Below are 17,148 nucleotides of genomic sequence, written 5' to 3' on the forward strand. Positions count from 1 at the left end.
GGGCGGGGCACGTCGATGACCAACCGAACGCGACGGGCGCCCCCGCCAGACGGTGGCCCCCGGATGGGGCCGCCTATGCACACAACCGCCCGCCAGCATGTCACGCGCATCGAAACCGCCATCCGTTCGGGGTTGGCGGCACGTTCCTCCCTGGCGGCATCCTGGGCACGGTCGGCCACGCTCTATCGGTTGGACCCGGCGGCCTCGTCGGGGGTGGACCAGCGCATGACGGCGGCGGAACTGGCGCTGGCCCGCGAACGGATGGGCGCGCTTTTGCCCACGGCGGCGCCGCATCTGGACCGGCTGTTCCAGACCGTCGGGGGCCTGGGCGCCTGCATCGTGCTGGCCGATGCCGATGGCGTGGCGCTGGACCGGCGCGGCAACAGCCGGGATGACGGCGATTTCGCGGCGGCGGGTCTGTGGACCGGCACCGCCTGGTCCGAGGCACAGGCCGGAACCAATGGCATCGGCACCTGCCTGGCCGAAGGCCGCGCCGTCACCATCCACCGCGACCAGCACTTTCTGGCCCGCAACATCGGGCTGAGCTGTTCCTCGGCGCCGGTCTTTGGCCCCGAAGGCGACCTGCTGGCGGTGATCGACGTCTCGACCGCCCGCCCCGATCTGACAGAGGCCATCGGCGGCCTGATCGGTGCCACCGTGACCGAAGCCGCCCGCCGGGTCGAGGCGGATCTGTTCAGCCAGACCTTTCCCACGGCCTGGCTGGTGCTGGTGCCGGGGACCGAACGCGGGATTGGGGCGGTGCTGGCGGTGGATGCCGATGATCTGGTGATCGGGGCGACGCGGGCGGCGCGGCTGCATCTGGATCTGTCAGGCGATCTGCACCACAGCCCCCGCCCGCTGGCCGATGTGTTGGGACAGGCGGTCCCGGATGGATTCGACGATGCGGAACGTGGCGTGATTGCCCGTGCGCTGGCCCGCACCGGGGGCAACATCTCGGCCGCTGCGCGGGCGCTTGGCCTTAGCCGCGCGACCCTGCACCGCAAGCTCGACCGCCGCTGACCGCAGATTCCTGGGCGCACCTGTCGCAATCCTGCGACAGGTCGGGGCGCCCAATCCCGCAGGCAGGGCTGACCCGCAGGCGCGGGCCGCCGATCATCCGGACAAGGCCGCGAGGAGGCGGCCCGAACCCGGAGGAACCACCCATGAACGAGATGACCCACAAATCCCACCTTGTCGGTTCGCCCTTCAAGGCGCGCTATGACAATTTCATCGGCGGCAAATTCGTGCCCCCCGTCGCCGGCCGCTACATGGACAACATCACCCCGATCACCGGCGAGGTGGTTTGCGAGGTTGCGCGCTCTGGCCCCGAGGACATCGACGCCGCGCTTGATGCCGCCCATGCCGCCAAAGAGGCCTGGGGCAAGACCAGTGCGGCGCACCGCTCGAACCTGCTGCTCAAGATCGCGGATGTCATGGAGGCCAATCTTGAAACGCTGGCCACCGCCGAAACCTGGGACAACGGCAAGCCGATCCGTGAAACGGTGAATGCCGACATCCCGCTGTCGATCGACCATTTCCGCTATTTCGCCGGGGTCCTGCGCAGCCAGGAAGGCACCATGAGCGAGATCGACCACGATACCGTGGCCTATCACTTTCACGAACCGCTGGGGGTGGTGGGCCAGATCATCCCGTGGAACTTCTCGATCCTGATGGCGGCGTGGAAACTGGCCCCGGCGCTGGCGGCGGGCAACTGCATCGTGATGAAGCCTGCCGAACAGACCCCGGCCGCCATTCTGGTGCTGGCAGAGCTGATCGCCGATCTGCTGCCGCCGGGTGTGCTGAACATCGTCAACGGTCTGGGGGCCGAGGCAGGCGATGCGCTGGCGCGCTCGAACCGGATCGCCAAGATCGCCTTTACCGGATCCACCGCGACGGGGCGCAAGATCATGGAGGCGGCGACCGTCAACCTGATCCCCGTCACGCTGGAACTGGGGGGCAAGTCGCCCAACATCTTCTTTTCCGACGTGATGGCGCAGGACGATGCCTTTCTGGACAAGGCGGTCGAGGGGTTTGTGCTGTTCGCCTTCAATCAGGGCGAGGTCTGCACCTGCCCGTCCCGCGCGCTGATCCAGGAAGACATCTACGAAGAGTTCATCGCCCGCTGCATTGCGCGCGTGAAAGCGATCCGGCAAGGCGACCCGCGCGAGATGGCCACCATGGTCGGCGCGCAGGCCAGCAAGCAGCAATTCGACAAGATCATGTCCTATTTCACCATCGGCGTGGAAGAAGGCGCCGAAGTGCTGGTCGGGGGCGATGCGGCACGGTTCAACGGGGATATTTCGGGCGGCTATTACATCCAGCCGACCATTCTCAAGGGCCACAACAAGATGCGCGTGTTCCAGGAGGAAATCTTTGGCCCCGTGGTATCCGTGACCACCTTCAAGGACGAGGCCGAGGCGCTGGCGATTGCCAATGACACGATGTACGGCCTTGGCGCCGGTGTCTGGACGCGCGACGGCACCCGCGCCTACCGCTTTGGCCGTGCGATCGAGGCGGGCCGGGTCTGGGTCAACAACTATCACGCCTACCCGGCCCATGCGGCCTTTGGCGGCTACAAGCAATCGGGCATCGGGCGCGAAACCCACAAGATGATGCTGGACCATTATCAGCAGACCAAGAACATGTTGGTCAGCTACAACCCCAACAAGCTCGGGTTCTTCTGAAGGTCGTCAGGGATCAGGGGCGCGTGTCGGCCCCTGGTCCCTGGCCGGCACCTGCCGGATCGGTGGCATGGCGCAAGCCGCGGGCGGCCCCATGTTCCTGCCGGGTCACAGATCCAGCAGCCCAAGGCGCACGGCGCGCACGACAAGCGATGCGGTCGAATTCACATCCAGCTTGCGCATCAACGAGGCCCGGTGGCTTTCGACCGTCTTGGGGCTGATCGACAGTTTCGTTGCAATGCCCGCGTTGGTCAGCCCTTCGGCAATGCCGGCCAGCACCTCGCGTTCGCGCAGCGAAAGATCGTGGCCATGATCTGCCAGCGGTGCGATGGCGGCCAGTACATCCGCAGATCGGACGATCTGTCCGGCCGCGACGCGAGTGATTGCTGCCAGAACCTCTGCCAGGGCGGTGGATTTGGTCATCAGGCCGGGAAGCCCCGCCTGATGCAACTGTGCCAGTGTCGCAGGGTTGGCATTGCCGGTCACGATCAGGCAACGTGTGCGGGGCGCCCAGCGGCGCAGTTCGATAAAGACCTCCAGGCCATTGGCACCCGGCAGCCCGTGGTCGATCAGCGCAACATCGGGTTCGTGCATACGCCCCAGCGCGATTGCCGCCAAGCCCGACACGGCGGTCGCCACCACCGCGAAACGCGGGTCGTCCGCCAGTGATCGTTGCATGCCCGACAAGGTGAAGGCATGATCCTCGGCAAGCAGAACGCGGATCCGGGGCATCTGCGCCCTCTTTGGAATGGAACACCCTGCCATGCGCAAGGCGTTGCTGGTTGCATTTGTACTCTGCGCCCTGGCAAGTCTGTCAAGCACGGTTGATCGCGCGGCGGGGCAGGTGCTGGACCTTGACGGTCCCGTTGCGGCGGATCGGGTGTTCGCGGGCCATGTCAGCTATCTGCGGGATCCCTCGGGGGCCTTGGGGCTGGACCAGGCGCTGGCGCTGCCCTTCACGCCGGTCGAGGGGCAGAGCGCCGATTTCGGGTATACCCGTGATGCCTTGTGGCTTCGGATCGCGTTGCAGAATTCGACCGACGTCCAGGCGGATTGGCGGCTGCATCTGCGCGAGAATTTCTTTCCCGACTTCGACATCTGGCTGCTGCGTCAGGATCAACCGCCCGTGTTGCTGGAACATCACAACCGGACGACACCCTTTGCGGCACGGCAGGTTTCCTATCCCGAAGTGGTCGTCCCGTTCCATCTGGCACCGGGGGACAGTGGCACGCTGATCCTGCGCTACACCTCTGGGGGTTCGTCCGAACTGTCGTTCGCGCTGCATACCGAACAGAGCTTTGAACATCTGGCGGCGCGCAAGACCGCCAAGAACTTCATCTACTACGGGATGATGCTGTTTCTGGTGATTTCGGCGGCACTGGCCTGCGCGATCACCCGGAGGGGCATTTTCGCGGCCTATTCCGGTTATGCGCTCAGCGGATTGTTGTTCCTGATGCACGCCGATGGCAATGCGTTCCAATATCTCTGGCCAGAGTTTCCGGTGTTCAATGCCTATGCGTCGGTGCTGGTCGGTGCTGGCATCATCGTCTTCGGGGCCAATTTCGCACGCCAGTTCCTGCAAACCGCCGTGCATCACCCGATCATCGACAAGGTGCTGCTGGCGTTGATGGCGCTGACCCTTGGTCTGGTGGCCTCCACCGCCGTGATCGACGCGCAACCTGTCAAGAAGGCGCTGGTATTGCTGGCCCTGCTCAGCACGCTGCTGTTCACCCTGGCGGGGCTGGTGGCTGCGCGCAGTCGGTTCAGCGAGGTGCGGTTCTACATTCTGGCCTGGGGCGGCGCGGTTCTGTCGAGCGCGATCATGACAGGGCGGCACTGGCTGGGCCTGGAGATCTCCGAGGAGGTGCAGTTCGATTCCATGCGTGTGGTGCTGCTGGCCGATGCCGCCTTCATGGGGTTGGCGATTCTGGACAGGTTCAACCAGATGAAGCGGGCGCGTCAGCAGGCGCTTGAATCGTCGTTTTCCGAAACGCGCCGCAATCTGGATCTCAGCCGTCGCCTTGCCGATCTGGAAGAGCGGTATGCGCTGGCGGTTGCCCTCGCACAGTCAAGCCAGCGGCGGATTGCCGATACCGTTCACGACCTGCGCGGCCCGCTTGGCGCGCTGCGGCTGAATGTGCAGCGGCTGCTGCATGGCCGCGGGGGCGGTTCCGTCCGCGAGGATTTTGACGGCACCTTCGACTATCTGGAAGGGTTGGTCAGTACGGAACTGGCGCGGTTTTCAGAGCTTGACGCGCCCGACCCGCCACAGCCCGACGATCCGGGCACGACAGAGCCCTATTCCGCCGATCTGGTCCTGGGTGCGGTGGCCGAGATGTTCGGCGCTGCGGCGCGGGCCAAGAGGCTGGATCTGCGCCACGTCCGCTGTAGCGCGCAGGTGGACCTACCGCCGCTGGCGTTCATGCGGATTGCGGGAAACCTTGTGTCGAATGCAATCAAATACACGCCCGGCGGCAAGGTGCTGGTTGGCGTCCGCCGTCGGGCCGGGCGCCTGTGGCTGGAGGTGCACGACACCGGGCCGGGCCTGTCCCCGACCGACTTTGCCGGACTGCTGGCCCCTTTGGCCCGGCTGGATCAGCCAGGGGCCGAAGGGGCCGGGCTTGGCCTGGCGATCGTGCATGATCTGGTGCGCCAGCATGGGCTGGATCTGCGGTTGCTGTCCGGTCGGCGGTCGGGTTGTTCCATCGCGGTTGCCATTTCGCCCCGTCGTCCCCCCGGCACCAAAATGGGTTGATCACCTGATACCGCCGGACGCAGCGCCACGATACCTTGGTTTACGCTACGTCAGTCCGGGCAGGGAGCCTTGGCCTTGCAGCCGCAGGGCCCCGCGCCTGGCATCCGTCGTGGCCGAACCCGACCTGTTGCGGAAAGTGAGGATGTGTCATGACGCGGTCTCTGGCCCCCCTGCCCCCGGATCCCCTGTCCACCGAACAACCGCTGGTGGATCGCTGGAAAACCGCTGTCGGGCTGGATACCGGCTGGGATGACCTGCTGGCGCTGTCCCCCGAAACCCGCCCCGCCGCCCCACGGCCCCGCCCCGACCCGTCCGGGCCATCCGCCGACGGCGTGGTGACATCGGCGCCGGATCTGCGCTTGCCCGCCGCCGCCCCCGCAATCTCCGCAACCCCGGCGGGGGCCCTTTTCCAGATGCCGCCCCCCGGCACGCCGGATCATGGTGGCGCCGCGCCGCCCGGTGGGGTCGAGGCCCCCGGCGACGACCTGGACCTGTTCCACCTGCAACTGGGGCGGACCCGTGACAACCTGGGCGATCTGCGCAACGAGCTGTCGAATGCCGAAGATGCCGTTGCCACGGCGCGTCAGGCGCTGGAACTGCCCGGTCAGATCGAAGACCAGGCGACGCAGTTTCTTGCCTCGATCAAATCGGCCCGGTTCAGCCTGAAAATCGCTGACAAGGTCGGGCCGCTCAAGGTCTTTGCCAAGGCGCTCGACAAGGCGATGAGCAGCGTCGAGAGCGTCTCTGCACAAATCCGCAACAAGGCGCGCGAGATCGACCAGAAGGTCCAGGCGTCGGGCTATATCGAAAAACTCGAAGCGGCCGAGGACAAGCTTCAGGACTATCAGCTTGACGTGTTGCTGACCGAGCTGAAGGTTGGCGAGTATGAAGATACGGTCGGGACCGTGATCTTCGGGCTGGATCTGGTCGGACCGGCGGCGGATCCGTTCCGTACGGCTGCGGATGGCGTCGCGGCCCCGTTGAACGTGCTGCTGAACGAGGTGAACGGCACCTACGAGACCTTGCAGGGCGCGCTGGACGACCTGCGCGACAACTTCACCTCGTCCCTGTTCAACGGGCTCGTGTCGGTGGGATCGCTGTTTGGCAAGATCAACGCGACTCTGGCGCCGTTGGCAACGCCGCTGAACGCGATCTACAAGGCTCTCAAGCCGGTGGAGCGGCTGCTGGATGCGGCGGGGCTCGTCTACAAGTTCACGGTCGGCCCGGTGGTGGACTGGTTGCTGGATTCGCTTGGGATCACGAAAATCCTGGATGCGGCAGCCAGGAAACTGACCTCGTTCCTGCCAAGTTCGACCGTCCTCAATGGTCTTGCGGCGGGTATCGACGCGGCCTTTGACCGGATCGAGGGTTTTCTGGACATCGACGGCTGGACCACGGGCGTGGACGACCTGCTGCGCGACCTGACCGATGACCTGATCCCCGATCTGGGGGGCATGGCCTCGGGCAACCTGCGTATCGGCACCAATGGCAACGATACGCTTCTGGGCCGTGACGGGGTGAACGACATCCTTGATCCGCGCGGCGGCGACGATCTGGCCTATGGCGGCAGCGGCGATGATATCATGGTCGCGGGCGCCGGGCATGATACGCTTTTCGGTGGTGCGGGCACCGACCGGCTGGTCATGCTGGGGGACCTGTTCGAGTTCACGGTCGCGGTTCCCGTGGTGGATGGCGCGGTCACATGGCGCCATTCCAGCGGTCGCAGTGAAACGGCACATGAGTTCGAGTTCTTTGTCTTCAACGACATCACCGTCGCGCGGTCAGAGTTGGGCGCGAATTTCATCTTGCCCAACGGCCCGATCGTGCTGGGCACCGACGACGACGACCAGATTTACGCCAGGGCGACGGCGGTCGAGATCCGCGGGCTGGCCGGGGATGACAACATCTTTGGCTCGCCTCTGGCGGATACCATTCTGGGCGGCGACGGCAATGATGTGATCGCCAGCGGCGATGGCGCGGATCTGGTTTATGGCGGCGGTGGCACCAACACCTGGTACCTGCCCGAGGACAACCGCTCGGGCAATCCGCGCGTTCAGGTCGAACTGACGGCGGGCTGGGCCTGGGACGGCTATGGCCGCGACACGCTGGATGGTATCCAGAACATCACGCTGGACGACACCCGCGACAGCGATCTTCTGGGCAGCGCCGAAAACAACGTGATCATCGCCAGCGGCGGGCGCGACTGGATCGACGGACGTGATGGGGATGACCTGATCTTTGCCGGGTCGGGCAACGATACCATCGTGACGGGACCGGGCACCGACACGGTGTTTGGCGGCGATGGCAATGATGCGGTGATCGTCGGCGGTTCGGTCAGCGCGGCGCGGGGGCAGCGGTTTCATGGCGGTGATGGGTTCGACCGGCTGGCCTATACGACCGAACTGACCAACTATGACCTGCGCCCGCTGAATGGCTGGGTTCTGGGCCCGCTGCATCAGACGGATTCTTTGCGCATCAATGCGGCCACCGGCGTGATCACACGCTATGCCGCCGATGGCCTTACCGTTCTGGCACAGGACCGCTCGGAGGGATTCGAGATGTTCATCGGGTCGGACAGCGGCGACACATTGCTGGGTGCCACACCGGGCGCGGGATCGCAGTTGATCATCGACGGCGGCGGCGGCGACGATGTGCTGTATTCGCGCGGCGCCTCGTTGACGGCGGGCGGCACCGGCGACGATACGCTTCATGCCACCCTGCCACCAGAGGCCGCCCGATCAAGCGGCACCATGAGCTTTGATGGCGGGAATGGGTATGACGTGCTCGACACCCGCGCGATTGACGCCCGGTGGTTCGTCCGGCTGCAAGGATCGCTTGGCACACGGATCGAAGCCTATGATGCCCAGGAGGCGCGGGATCTCGTCAATCTCGCCGATCCGGGCGCGAGCGGCGTCAGCCGGTTGTTCTCGGGCAACATGACGGGCATCGAGGAGCTCCATCTTGGCGATCAGGCCGATCAGGTTCTGCTGATGGGGCGTGAACGCCTGACCGTTCATGGTGGCGCTGGAAACGATGTATTGCGGCGTCTGGCGTCGAATGACGGCTCGTCCTCGGCCACGCTGTTTGGTGGCGCGGGCGATGACTTTCTGGAGTTGATCCTGGACGGTCAGCTCTATGGCGGGCTGGGCGATGACCAGATGTATGTCAACGCAAGTGGTGCGGGGCATATCGTCGATGGCGGCGCGGGCGACGACTACGTTCAGATCCGCCGGATGAAGGGCGAGGTCAGCGGCGGGCGCGGCTTTGACAGTCTGGAAATCGCACATTCCAGGACCAGCCTTGCTCCGGTGGTTTTTCTTGACCTGCGCCGCGGCACGCTTGCGACGCCGGGCGACATCAACGGGATTGTCGCCGATATCCGCGGGTTCGAACAGGTGATCGGCGATGCGCTGGCCATTGATGACATGCAGGGCAGCAAGATCGGCGAGCGGCTGATCGGGCGTGGCGGCAATGACATATTGCGCGGGAATGGCGGCAATGACGAACTGTTCGGCGGCGACGGGAACGACAGCCTCGAAGGCGGCAAGGGCGATGACCTGTTGCACGGCGGGGGTGGAAACGACACGTTGTCCGGCGGCAAGGGGGTGGATACCGTCAGTTTCGCCAACGCGGCCCCCGACGATGCGCGCGGGGCGATCGTGGCAAGGAACTTCGGGGGTATTGTAGCGGATCTGCGGCTGGGTGTCGCCACCGGGGCGCAGGGCACCAATGTGCTGCGCGGCATAGAGAATGTGATCGGCGGCGCCCTGAACGATCAGATTTCCGGGGATGGCAAGGCGAACATGCTCGTCTCTGGCGGCGGCAACGATCTGCTGGCGGGGCGTGGTGGCGATGATGTGCTTGTCCTGGGCGGAGGCGCGGATTCGGCCTATGGGGGGTCGGGCAACGATCTGATCCTCATGGGCACCGGAAATGCCTCGATCCGGGGTGGATCGGGGCGCGACGATACCCTGTCGCTGGGCGCCCTTGCGGCCAGCAGCGTGATCGACATGCGCACCGAGCAGGCGGAGCTTTCGATCACGACCGAAGCGCCGGTCTGGCGCGATACCGGCACCCACGAGGCAAGGGTCTGGAATGGCCAGTCGCTGACCCCCGAGACTGTCGTGCGGACCGAACCGCTGTTCGCTGCCAGCCAGGCGGATCTGGATCGGATCCTGCCTGCGCCCGGCACCGCCGATGCCGAACGGTTCGAGATCCGGGTCGGCACACAGCAGGTTGACACCACAAGCAGCTTCGCCGGAATTGAACATATCATCGGCGCGATGGGTGCGGATCATGTGGACGGCAGCGCGCGCGACAACCGGCTGGATGGGCGCAACGATGCCGACCGGCTGTTCGGGCGGGCCGGGAACGACACCTTGCTTGGCGGCAACGGCAGCGACCGGCTGTTCGGCGGCAATGGCAATGACCGGCTGACGGGCGGGGCGGGACAGGACCGGCTGACAGGCGGGGCCGGGGCGGATCGTTTTGTCTTTGCGGCCGGGGATGGCAGGGATCTGATCACCGACTTTTCCGTGGCCGACAATGACAGGCTGCGGCTGTCGAGCACGCTCTGGGCCGATACGCTGACGGTTGACGAGATCATCGCCCGGTTCTCGGCCACCCGTGGCGGCATGGCCGCGCTGGTCTTTGATGGAGGAGAGGTCATCCGGTTTGACGGAGTTGACGACCTTGGCACCATCGCGGGGCAGATCGACCTGTTCTGACAAAGGCGATGTGGCGCGTCGCTATCGGCTGCGATGCCAGCCGACCAGGCCAAAGGCCAGCAACCCCGCCAGGATCAGCCCGATGCCAAATGTTGCAAACTGGTCAGGCCGTTCGCCCAGTTGCACCCAACTGGCCAGCAGCCCCACGACAGGGACCAACAGTGTGGAAAACCCTGCCCCCGCCGCCGTCAGATGATCGAGGATGTACAGCCACAATGCCCAGGCCATGCCCGTGGCCAGGACAGAGCCATAGAACAGCGCCCATGCAAGATAGGGCTCTGGCCGGGGCGGGGCCGAGGGGCGCAGCATCGCGGCCACGCACAACACCGCCGCCCCCAACAGCAGTTGCCAGGCGGTCAGCGACAGCAGCGTCTGGCCCGGCGCGCGCGGCGCGCGGCGCAGGATCACCGCCGCCAATGCCCAGACGAATCCGGCCAGCAGCGCCAGCGTCAGCCCGCTGGCCGAAATCGCCCCCGGTTCCCATGGCCGCAGGATCATCGTCAGCCCGGCCCCCGCAACGGCCATCGCCACCAGCCGCGCCCGCCCCAGCGCCTCGCCCAGCAGCAGCGCGGCAAGGCCCGCCAGCCAGAACGGCATGGAATAGACAACGACCACCGTGCGCCCGGCATCGGCACCGACCAGCGCCCATTGGATCAACAGACTGAACAGCGCGGTCTGCAACAGCCCCACGGGCAGCATCACCCGCCATGGCGGCAACGGCATGGCCCGGCGGGTGATGGCCGCATAGGCGAACAGCGCCAGCGCCCCCAGCAAGGTGCGCGCCGCAGTGAAATCCAGCGGATCGGCATAGGCCAGAACCTCTTTCATCACCACGAAGTTGTAGCCCCAGATCAGCGACAACAGACCAAGGGCCACCACCGCCGGTGCGGCAGTGCGGGAAAGTGCGGGCGCGTGCATGTCAGCTGTCCTTGTCGCGACGCAGGAAATGGCCCGGCCCCACCTCTTCCATCACAAAGCCACGCGGCGGCGCATCGACGGGATGGATAGGGCTGACAATCTGGCGCGGGGCGGGCATCCGGTCGCGGCGCAGGCTGGGGTGCGGCACCGGCACGGCCTCCAGCAACTGGCGGGTATAGGCGTGGGCGGGCGTGCGCAGCACCGCGTCGCGCGGACCGATCTCGATCAACTCCCCCTGATACATCACCGCAACCCGGTCGGCGACCTTTTCCACCACGGCCATGTCATGGCTGATGAACAGGATCGCCACGTTGAATTCGGCCTGAATTTCCTCGATCAGGTCCAGGATCGACGCCTGGATCGACACATCCAGGGCCGAGACTGGTTCGTCCGCAATGATGACCGAGGGGTTCAGCGCGACCGCCCGCGCAATGCAGATGCGCTGCCGCTGGCCGCCGGAAAATTCATGTGGGAACCGCCCCGCCGCCTCTGGCGGCAGGCCGACGCGGGCGATCAGCGCCGCGACACGCTCGCGGATTTCGGCCGCGCTGCCCGCACCATGGATCTGCAAGGGTTCGGCGATGATCTCGGCCACCCGCTTGCGCGGGTTGAGGCTGGCATAGGGGTCTTGAAACACCATCTGGATGCCGCGCCGGGCGGCTTTCATCCGGGTGTGGTCAAAGCCCAGGATGTTCTGCCCATTCAGCCGGATCTCGCCCGATTGCGGGGTTTGCAGGCGCAGGATGGTGCGCGCAAGGCTGGATTTGCCACAGCCGCTTTCGCCCACCAGCGCCAGTGTCTCGCCCGGCGCCACGGCAAAGCTGACATCTTCGACCGCATGGACATTGGCGCGGTGCGTGCCGAACAGACCGCGCCGCACCGGATAGCGCAGCACAAGGTTGCACACCTCCAGCGCCGGGATGGCCACCGGCGGGCGGGGCGGCGGGGGTGGGGCGCTGCCCAGTTTGGGCGCGGCGTCGAGCAAGCTGCGCGTGTAGGGCTGTTGCGGCTGATCGAACACCTGCTGCACCGGGCCATGCTCGATCGTATCGCCATGCAGCATCACCTGCACATGGGCGGCGATCTCGGCCACCACACCCATATCATGGGTAATGATCAGCACCGCCATGCCGGTTTCGGCCTGAATCGTGCGCAACAAGGCCAGGATTTCGGCCTGCACCGTCACATCCAGCGCCGTTGTCGGTTCATCGGCGATCAGCAGATCGGGCTTGCAGGCCAGCGCCATCGCGATCATCACCCGCTGGCGCATCCCGCCCGACAGCTCGTGCGGATATTGCGTCAGGCGCCGCTCGGGCTCTGACAGGCGTACCTGTTGCAGCGCCTCCAGACAAATCCGGTCCGCTTCGGCGCGCGACACGTCCTGATGGCGCAGCACTGCCTCCCGCAACTGGAAGCCTACGGTCAGCACCGGGTTCAGCGAGGTCATCGGTTCCTGAAAGATCATGGCAATCCGGTTGCCCCGGATCTTCTGCATCTGTGGCTCGGAACAGGCGAACAGGTCGATCCGCCCGCCCTTGCCATCATGCAGCCACCCCTGCCCGGCGGTGATCCGGCCCCCCTGAAACTCGATCAGCCGCAGGATGGCCTTGACGGTGACGGATTTGCCCGACCCGCTTTCGCCCACCAGCGCCACCACCTGCCCCCGCGCGATGCGCAGGGAAAAGTCGCGCACCACGGGCCGGGGCGCGCCGGGAAAGCTGACGGTCAGCCCGTCGATGTCCAGCAGGGGTTCGGTCATCACTTGGGCCTCTGGCAAGGAAAGGTCGCGGGGCATGGCGGGTCAGGGCGCCGCGTAGGCGCGGATTTCCACCAGCGAGTCGCGGCGCGAGGCGGCAGCCTCGACCACCGACAGCGCGGGGGGATGGTCGGCGGGGCACCAGTCGTTCCAGACGGTGCAGAACGCGTCATAGTCGCGGATGTCAGCCAGCCAGACCTGCACCATCATCAGCTTGTCCCGTGACGAGCCCAGCTCGACCACATGCGCCTCGATCCGGTTCAGGATCTCCAGCGTCTGTTCGGCAAGGTTCCCGGCCTTGTCATTGGCGGTCATGCAGCTTGAGACCATGCTGGCGCATCCCGCCGCCAGATGGATGGACGGGGATTTCGGCCCGCTGATCCGGCCCAGTTTGCGGATCATGCCGTGCCCCCCTTGGTACGGCAGGCGGTGACGACCAGTTCCACCAGCAGGTCGGGGCGATACAGCTCGCCCGAAACGCAGGTGCGGGCGGGTGGATTTTCGGCATCGGCCCAGTCGTTCCAGGCGGCGTTCATCGCGCTGAAATAGCGCATGTCCTTGAGCCAGATATGGATCATGAAGATCGACCCCTGACCCTCGCCCATCTCGGCCAGGGCGGCATCGACGTTTTTCAGGGCACTTTTCATCTGGGCCTTTATGTCGCCGTCCAGCGTGTCGGGGTGGATGCCCGACAGAAAGATCAGGTCATCGCTGGCCACGATCTGCGCCTTGCGCGCGCCATCGGCCGAGGTAATGTTGCGGCGTTCCAGCATGGGACGTCCTTTCACAGGTTGCGGATTTTCGGATCGAACCGGGCGCGCAGCACGTCGCCCAGCAGGTTGATGCCCAGCAGCGTGACAAAGATGCACAGGCCGGGGAACAGCGCCATCCACCACGATGTGCTGATGTAGGACCGCGCATCGGCCAGCATCCCGCCCCAGGTGGGAATGGTCGGCGGCACGCCAAGGCCCAAAAAGGACAGCGCCGCCTCGGAAATGATGGCCGTGGCCATGGCAAAGGTGCCGACCACAAGGGTCGAGGGCAGGATATTGGGCAGGATATGGTGCCACAGCACCCGCAGGTGCCCCGCCCCCAGCGACCGGGCCGCCACCACGAATTCGCGGTCACGCAGGGCCATCGCCTCGGCCCGCGACATGCGGCAATAGGGGATCCAGCGTTGCGAGGCCAGCGCCAGGATCACGATGCCCAGGCCCTGCCCCAGAAAGGCAACGATGGCGATGGCCAGCAACAGCGGCGGAAAGGCCCAGAACACTTCGAGGAACTTCTGGATCACACTGTCGGTGCGCCCGCCGAAATAGCCCGAGACCACCCCCAGCGCCACACCGAACGCGCCTGAAAACAGCACCACCGCCACCGCGATCAGCAAGGACACCCGCGCCCCGTAGATCAGCCGCGACAGCAGATCACGCCCGACATGATCGGTGCCCAGCAGATGCGGCCCACCCGGTTGCGGCGCGATCATCGCACGCATCAGATCCTGCTTGGCCGGGTCAAACGGCGCCAGCAGCGGCGCGAACAGCCCGCAGATGACCAGAACGCTCAGCACCGTCAGGCCGAACAGCGCCTTGGGCGTCAGCAGGAATCCGAACCGCGCACGGGCCGAAGGGGGGGCAAGGGCAAGAGTGGCCATGGCTCAGCGCATCCGTATCCGGGGATCGACCAGCGAATAGGCGAGGTCGATCAGCAGGTTCATCAGGACGAACAGGGTGGTGTAGATCAGCACCAGCCCGACGATCAGCGGAAAGTCGCGAAACGTGATGCCCTGGATCAGCAGCAGGCCGATACCGGGCCAGGAGAACACCGTCTCGACAATGATTGCCCCGCTGATCAGGGCGCCGAACTCCAGCCCGGTGATGGTGATGACCGACACCAGCGCATTGCGAAAGGCGTGGCGCCACAGCACGGTGCGCCCCGACAGGCCCTTGGCGCGGGCGGTCATGATGTAATCCTCGCCCAGGTTTTCCAGCATCGAGGCGCGGGTGACCTGCATGATGATGCCGGTCATCGAGGTGCCCAGCACGATCGCGGGCATGGCCAGATGCCGCAGCGCCTGCCCCAGCGCATCCCAGCGCCCTTGCAGCACGGCATCCAGCGTCAGAAAGCCGGTGATGCGGTCCAGTCCCATGCCCCAGGGTTCCCGCCCGCTGGACGGCAGCAGGTTCATGTAGCCCGAGAATATCAGGATCATCAGGATCCCCAGCCAGAAGTTCGGCATGGAGATGCCAAAGAACCCGACGACCGACCCCACCGAATCCAGCACCGAGTTGGGCCGCGCCGCCGACAGCACGCCCAGCGGAATACCCACCAGCACCGCGAGAAGCGTTGCATACAGCGCCAGTTCCAGCGTGGCCGGCAGCCGGTCCAGCACCAGCGCCATCACCGGCTCGCGGTAGCGGAACGAAGTGCCGAAATCGCCGCCCAGGGCATTGCGCACAAAGTTGAGGTATTGCACCGGCGCAGGCTGATCCAGCCCCCAGGCCTCGGCGGCGCGGGCGCGGTCCTCGGCGCTGGCCTCGTCGGATATCAGCATCGAGACCGGATCGCCCGGCGCCGCCTGCATCAGCGCAAAGACCAGCAATGAGACCAGAAACAGAACCGGGATGACGCCGAAAAGGCGCCTGACCGTATAGCCCAGCATCGGCAGACCTGTCGGGTTGGAGGGGGTCAAGGCCGGGGGCGCACTGCCCCCGGCGACGGATCAGCGGATGTGGATATCCCAGCCATCCACCCGGTCGGCCTGGCGCGGGGTATAGTCCACGCCCTCTGCCACGCCCCAGGCCATCTGATGCAGCCACAGGAAGGCGGCTGGGGCATCCTGCGTCACCTCGGCAATCGCCTGGCGCATCAGGTCATAGCGTTTTTCGGTGTCGAACTCGCCCCGCTCGGCCCGCAGCAGCGCATCCAGCCGGGGGTTCGAATAGTCCAGCCGGGGCGAGCCGCCGGTTTCGAAATACTGTCGCAGCGCCCGCGACGGATCGAGCATCTGGCCGCGACCCATGTAATAGAACGGCACGCCGCCAGCCTGCACGTTCGACCACAGCGAGGCCCATTCCGGCGTCTGCAACCGCACCTTGAAACCGGCCTCCTCCAGCATGGGCACCATGGCCTCGGCAATCTGGCGGTCCAGCGTATAGCGGCCGACGGGGGTGAAGAAGTCAACCTCGACCCCCAGCAGCCCCTTGCTTTCCAGCAGCGCACGGGCCTTGGCTGGGTCGTAGTCATAGGGCGTGCGGAAATCGGGGTCATAGCCGAACTGGCCGGGGCCAACCGGCCCGTTCAGCAGGGCCGCCCGCCCGCCCAGCAACACACGCACGATGGCCTCGCGGTTGATGGCATGGGCCACGGCCTGCCGCGCCTCGGGCACATCCCAGGGGGCGGTCGAGGGGTTCATCGCCAGGAACATCATCTCGACCGAATTGGCAAAGACCGCATGGGCATTCGGCAACCGTTCGACCCGCTCGACCAGTTGCGGCGGGATGCCTTGGGCAATCTGCACCTCGCCATTGGCCAGCGCGGTCACGCGCGCCTCGGGTTCGGCCATGATGCGGAACACCATCTGCTTGGGGTTGGTGGGCGAGATCATCGGGTGATCGTCCACCCGTTCCAGCACCATGTGGCTGCCGATGGACAGATCGGCCAGTCGGTAGGGCCCGGCGCCGACAGGTTTGCGATAGCTTTGCTCGCCCAGTTCGTCGAATTGCTTCTTCGAGGTGATATGGATCAGCGTCAGGTTGTCGCGCAGCGTGGCGATGGGTTCGTTCGTGGTGATCCGCACGGTCAGGTCATCGACCGCCTCGACCGCCTGGATGGGTTGCACGATGAAGCCCTGCGCCGAAGCCGGGTCGTTCTTTACCCGGTCGATGGAATGCACCACGTCTTCGGCCAGCACCGGGTCGCCGTTGTGGCGCGTCCAGTCGGGGCGCAGCTTGACGATCCAGGTCAGGTCGGTCTCTGGCTCGACACTTTCGGCCAGATAGGGGATCGGGCGCCCCGTCTCGAAATCATAGCGCATCAGGCAGCCATAGACCTGGCACCAGATGCTGCCCACCAGCACCACGGCATCGCCATAGGGGTTGTAACCTGCGATCGTCTCGGTGATCGCCACCGAAATGCGCGTGTCGGTCATCTGCTGTGCCAGCAGCGCCGCGGGGCTTGCCCCGACCATCAGCGCAGCCGCCATCAGGCCGCGGAATCCAGCCATCATCGTCATGTTCGCTCCCTGTCTTGCGGTCCCGGCCCTGTTCCGACCGTTCTGGAGTCGAAAAAGCACGATGCGATAAGTATGTCAAC

12 protein-coding genes are annotated in these 17,148 nt (G+C 65.7%); 4 read left to right on the top strand and 8 right to left on the bottom strand.

The genetic code is table 11. The annotated features are described in order from the left end of the window. Nucleotides 1-75: 75 nt before the first annotated feature. Together BW970_RS09490 and exaC are read left to right on the top strand one after the other, a co-directional pair. Nucleotides 76-1,020 carry a helix-turn-helix domain-containing protein gene (locus BW970_RS09490; protein WP_083701198.1) on the top strand — a complete coding sequence of 315 codons (945 nt, stop codon included), beginning with the start codon at nt 76-78 and terminating at the stop codon, nt 1,018-1,020. Between the two features lie 143 nt (nt 1,021-1,163). Further along, on the top strand, nt 1,164-2,684 hold the full coding sequence (gene exaC, locus BW970_RS09495; RefSeq protein WP_076530555.1) for an acetaldehyde dehydrogenase ExaC: 1,521 nt from the start codon (nt 1,164-1,166) through the stop codon (nt 2,682-2,684). A 105-nt stretch (nt 2,685-2,789) separates the two neighbouring features. Here the strand turns inward: exaC and BW970_RS20540 are convergent, their stop codons facing one another. Next, nucleotides 2,790-3,413: a LuxR C-terminal-related transcriptional regulator gene (locus BW970_RS20540; RefSeq protein ID WP_076530557.1), complete on the bottom strand. Its 624-nt coding sequence runs from the start codon at nt 3,411-3,413 to the stop codon at nt 2,790-2,792. 112 nt (nt 3,414-3,525) lie between these two features. Between BW970_RS20540 and BW970_RS09505 the strand changes: the two genes are divergently transcribed. After that, a complete protein-coding gene (locus BW970_RS09505) occupies nt 3,526-5,436 on the top strand; it encodes a sensor histidine kinase (protein WP_159441426.1) in 1,911 nt (636 codons plus the stop codon). A gap of 149 nt (nt 5,437-5,585) precedes the next feature. Further along, entirely contained in the window at nt 5,586-10,163 is a 4,578-nt protein-coding gene (locus BW970_RS09510) for a calcium-binding protein (protein WP_076530561.1), read from the top strand. Between the two features lie 21 nt (nt 10,164-10,184). Here the strand turns inward: BW970_RS09510 and BW970_RS09515 are convergent, their stop codons facing one another. Genes BW970_RS09515 through BW970_RS09545 form a run of 7 tightly spaced genes read right to left on the bottom strand, consistent with a single transcriptional unit; the run spans nt 10,185 to nt 17,068 of the window. After that, nucleotides 10,185-11,081, bottom strand: a complete 897-nt coding sequence (locus BW970_RS09515; protein ID WP_144038924.1) for a DMT family transporter — start codon at nt 11,079-11,081, stop codon at nt 10,185-10,187. A 1-nt stretch (nt 11,082) separates the two neighbouring features. Then, on the bottom strand, nt 11,083-12,840 hold the full coding sequence (locus BW970_RS09520; RefSeq protein ID WP_076530562.1) for an ABC transporter ATP-binding protein: 1,758 nt from the start codon (nt 12,838-12,840) through the stop codon (nt 11,083-11,085). A 42-nt stretch (nt 12,841-12,882) separates the two neighbouring features. After that, complete coding sequence (locus tag BW970_RS09525) at nt 12,883-13,239, bottom strand: Rid family hydrolase (RefSeq protein ID WP_076530564.1); 357 nt, start codon at nt 13,237-13,239, stop codon at nt 12,883-12,885. Beyond that, the gene (locus tag BW970_RS09530) at nt 13,236-13,610 is read right to left on the bottom strand and encodes a RidA family protein (protein ID WP_076530567.1); all 375 of its coding nucleotides are present in this window, start codon (nt 13,608-13,610) and stop codon (nt 13,236-13,238) included. Before BW970_RS09530 ends, BW970_RS09525 begins: the two co-directional genes overlap by 4 nt. Nucleotides 13,611-13,621: 11 nt before the next feature. Next, complete coding sequence (locus tag BW970_RS09535; protein WP_083701201.1) at nt 13,622-14,488, bottom strand: ABC transporter permease; 867 nt, start codon at nt 14,486-14,488, stop codon at nt 13,622-13,624. 3 nt (nt 14,489-14,491) lie between these two features. Next, the gene (locus BW970_RS09540; RefSeq protein WP_076530569.1) at nt 14,492-15,496 is read right to left on the bottom strand and encodes an ABC transporter permease; all 1,005 of its coding nucleotides are present in this window, start codon (nt 15,494-15,496) and stop codon (nt 14,492-14,494) included. Nucleotides 15,497-15,556: 60 nt separating this feature from the next. Then, entirely contained in the window at nt 15,557-17,068 is a 1,512-nt protein-coding gene (locus BW970_RS09545; RefSeq protein WP_229740483.1) for an ABC transporter substrate-binding protein, read from the bottom strand. Between the last annotated feature and the right edge of the window lie 80 nt (nt 17,069-17,148).

The organism is Gemmobacter megaterium, from assembly GCF_900156815.1.
Taxonomy (GTDB): Bacteria; Pseudomonadota; Alphaproteobacteria; order Rhodobacterales; family Rhodobacteraceae; genus Wagnerdoeblera; species Wagnerdoeblera megaterium.

Bases quoted from the DNA above. Each gene is read 5' to 3' on its own strand.
- BW970_RS09520 (WP_076530562.1), bottom strand. From the start codon at position 12,840: ATGACCGAACCCCTGCTGGACATCGACGGGCTGACCGTCAGCTTTCCC.
- BW970_RS09540 (WP_076530569.1), bottom strand. From the start codon at position 15,496: ATGCTGGGCTATACGGTCAGGCGCCTTTTCGGCGTCATCCCGGTTCTG.
- BW970_RS09525 (WP_076530564.1), bottom strand. From the start codon at position 13,239: ATGATCCGCAAACTGGGCCGGATCAGCGGGCCGAAATCCCCGTCCATC.
- BW970_RS09510 (WP_076530561.1), top strand. From the start codon at position 5,586: ATGACGCGGTCTCTGGCCCCCCTGCCCCCGGATCCCCTGTCCACCGAA.
- BW970_RS09535 (WP_083701201.1), bottom strand. From the start codon at position 14,488: ATGGCCACTCTTGCCCTTGCCCCCCCTTCGGCCCGTGCGCGGTTCGGA.
- BW970_RS09515 (WP_144038924.1), bottom strand. From the start codon at position 11,081: ATGCACGCGCCCGCACTTTCCCGCACTGCCGCACCGGCGGTGGTGGCC.
- exaC (WP_076530555.1), top strand. From the start codon at position 1,164: ATGAACGAGATGACCCACAAATCCCACCTTGTCGGTTCGCCCTTCAAG.
- BW970_RS09530 (WP_076530567.1), bottom strand. From the start codon at position 13,610: ATGCTGGAACGCCGCAACATTACCTCGGCCGATGGCGCGCGCAAGGCG.
- BW970_RS09490 (WP_083701198.1), top strand. From the start codon at position 76: ATGCACACAACCGCCCGCCAGCATGTCACGCGCATCGAAACCGCCATC.
- BW970_RS20540 (WP_076530557.1), bottom strand. From the start codon at position 3,413: ATGCCCCGGATCCGCGTTCTGCTTGCCGAGGATCATGCCTTCACCTTG.
- BW970_RS09545 (WP_229740483.1), bottom strand. From the start codon at position 17,068: ATGACGATGATGGCTGGATTCCGCGGCCTGATGGCGGCTGCGCTGATG.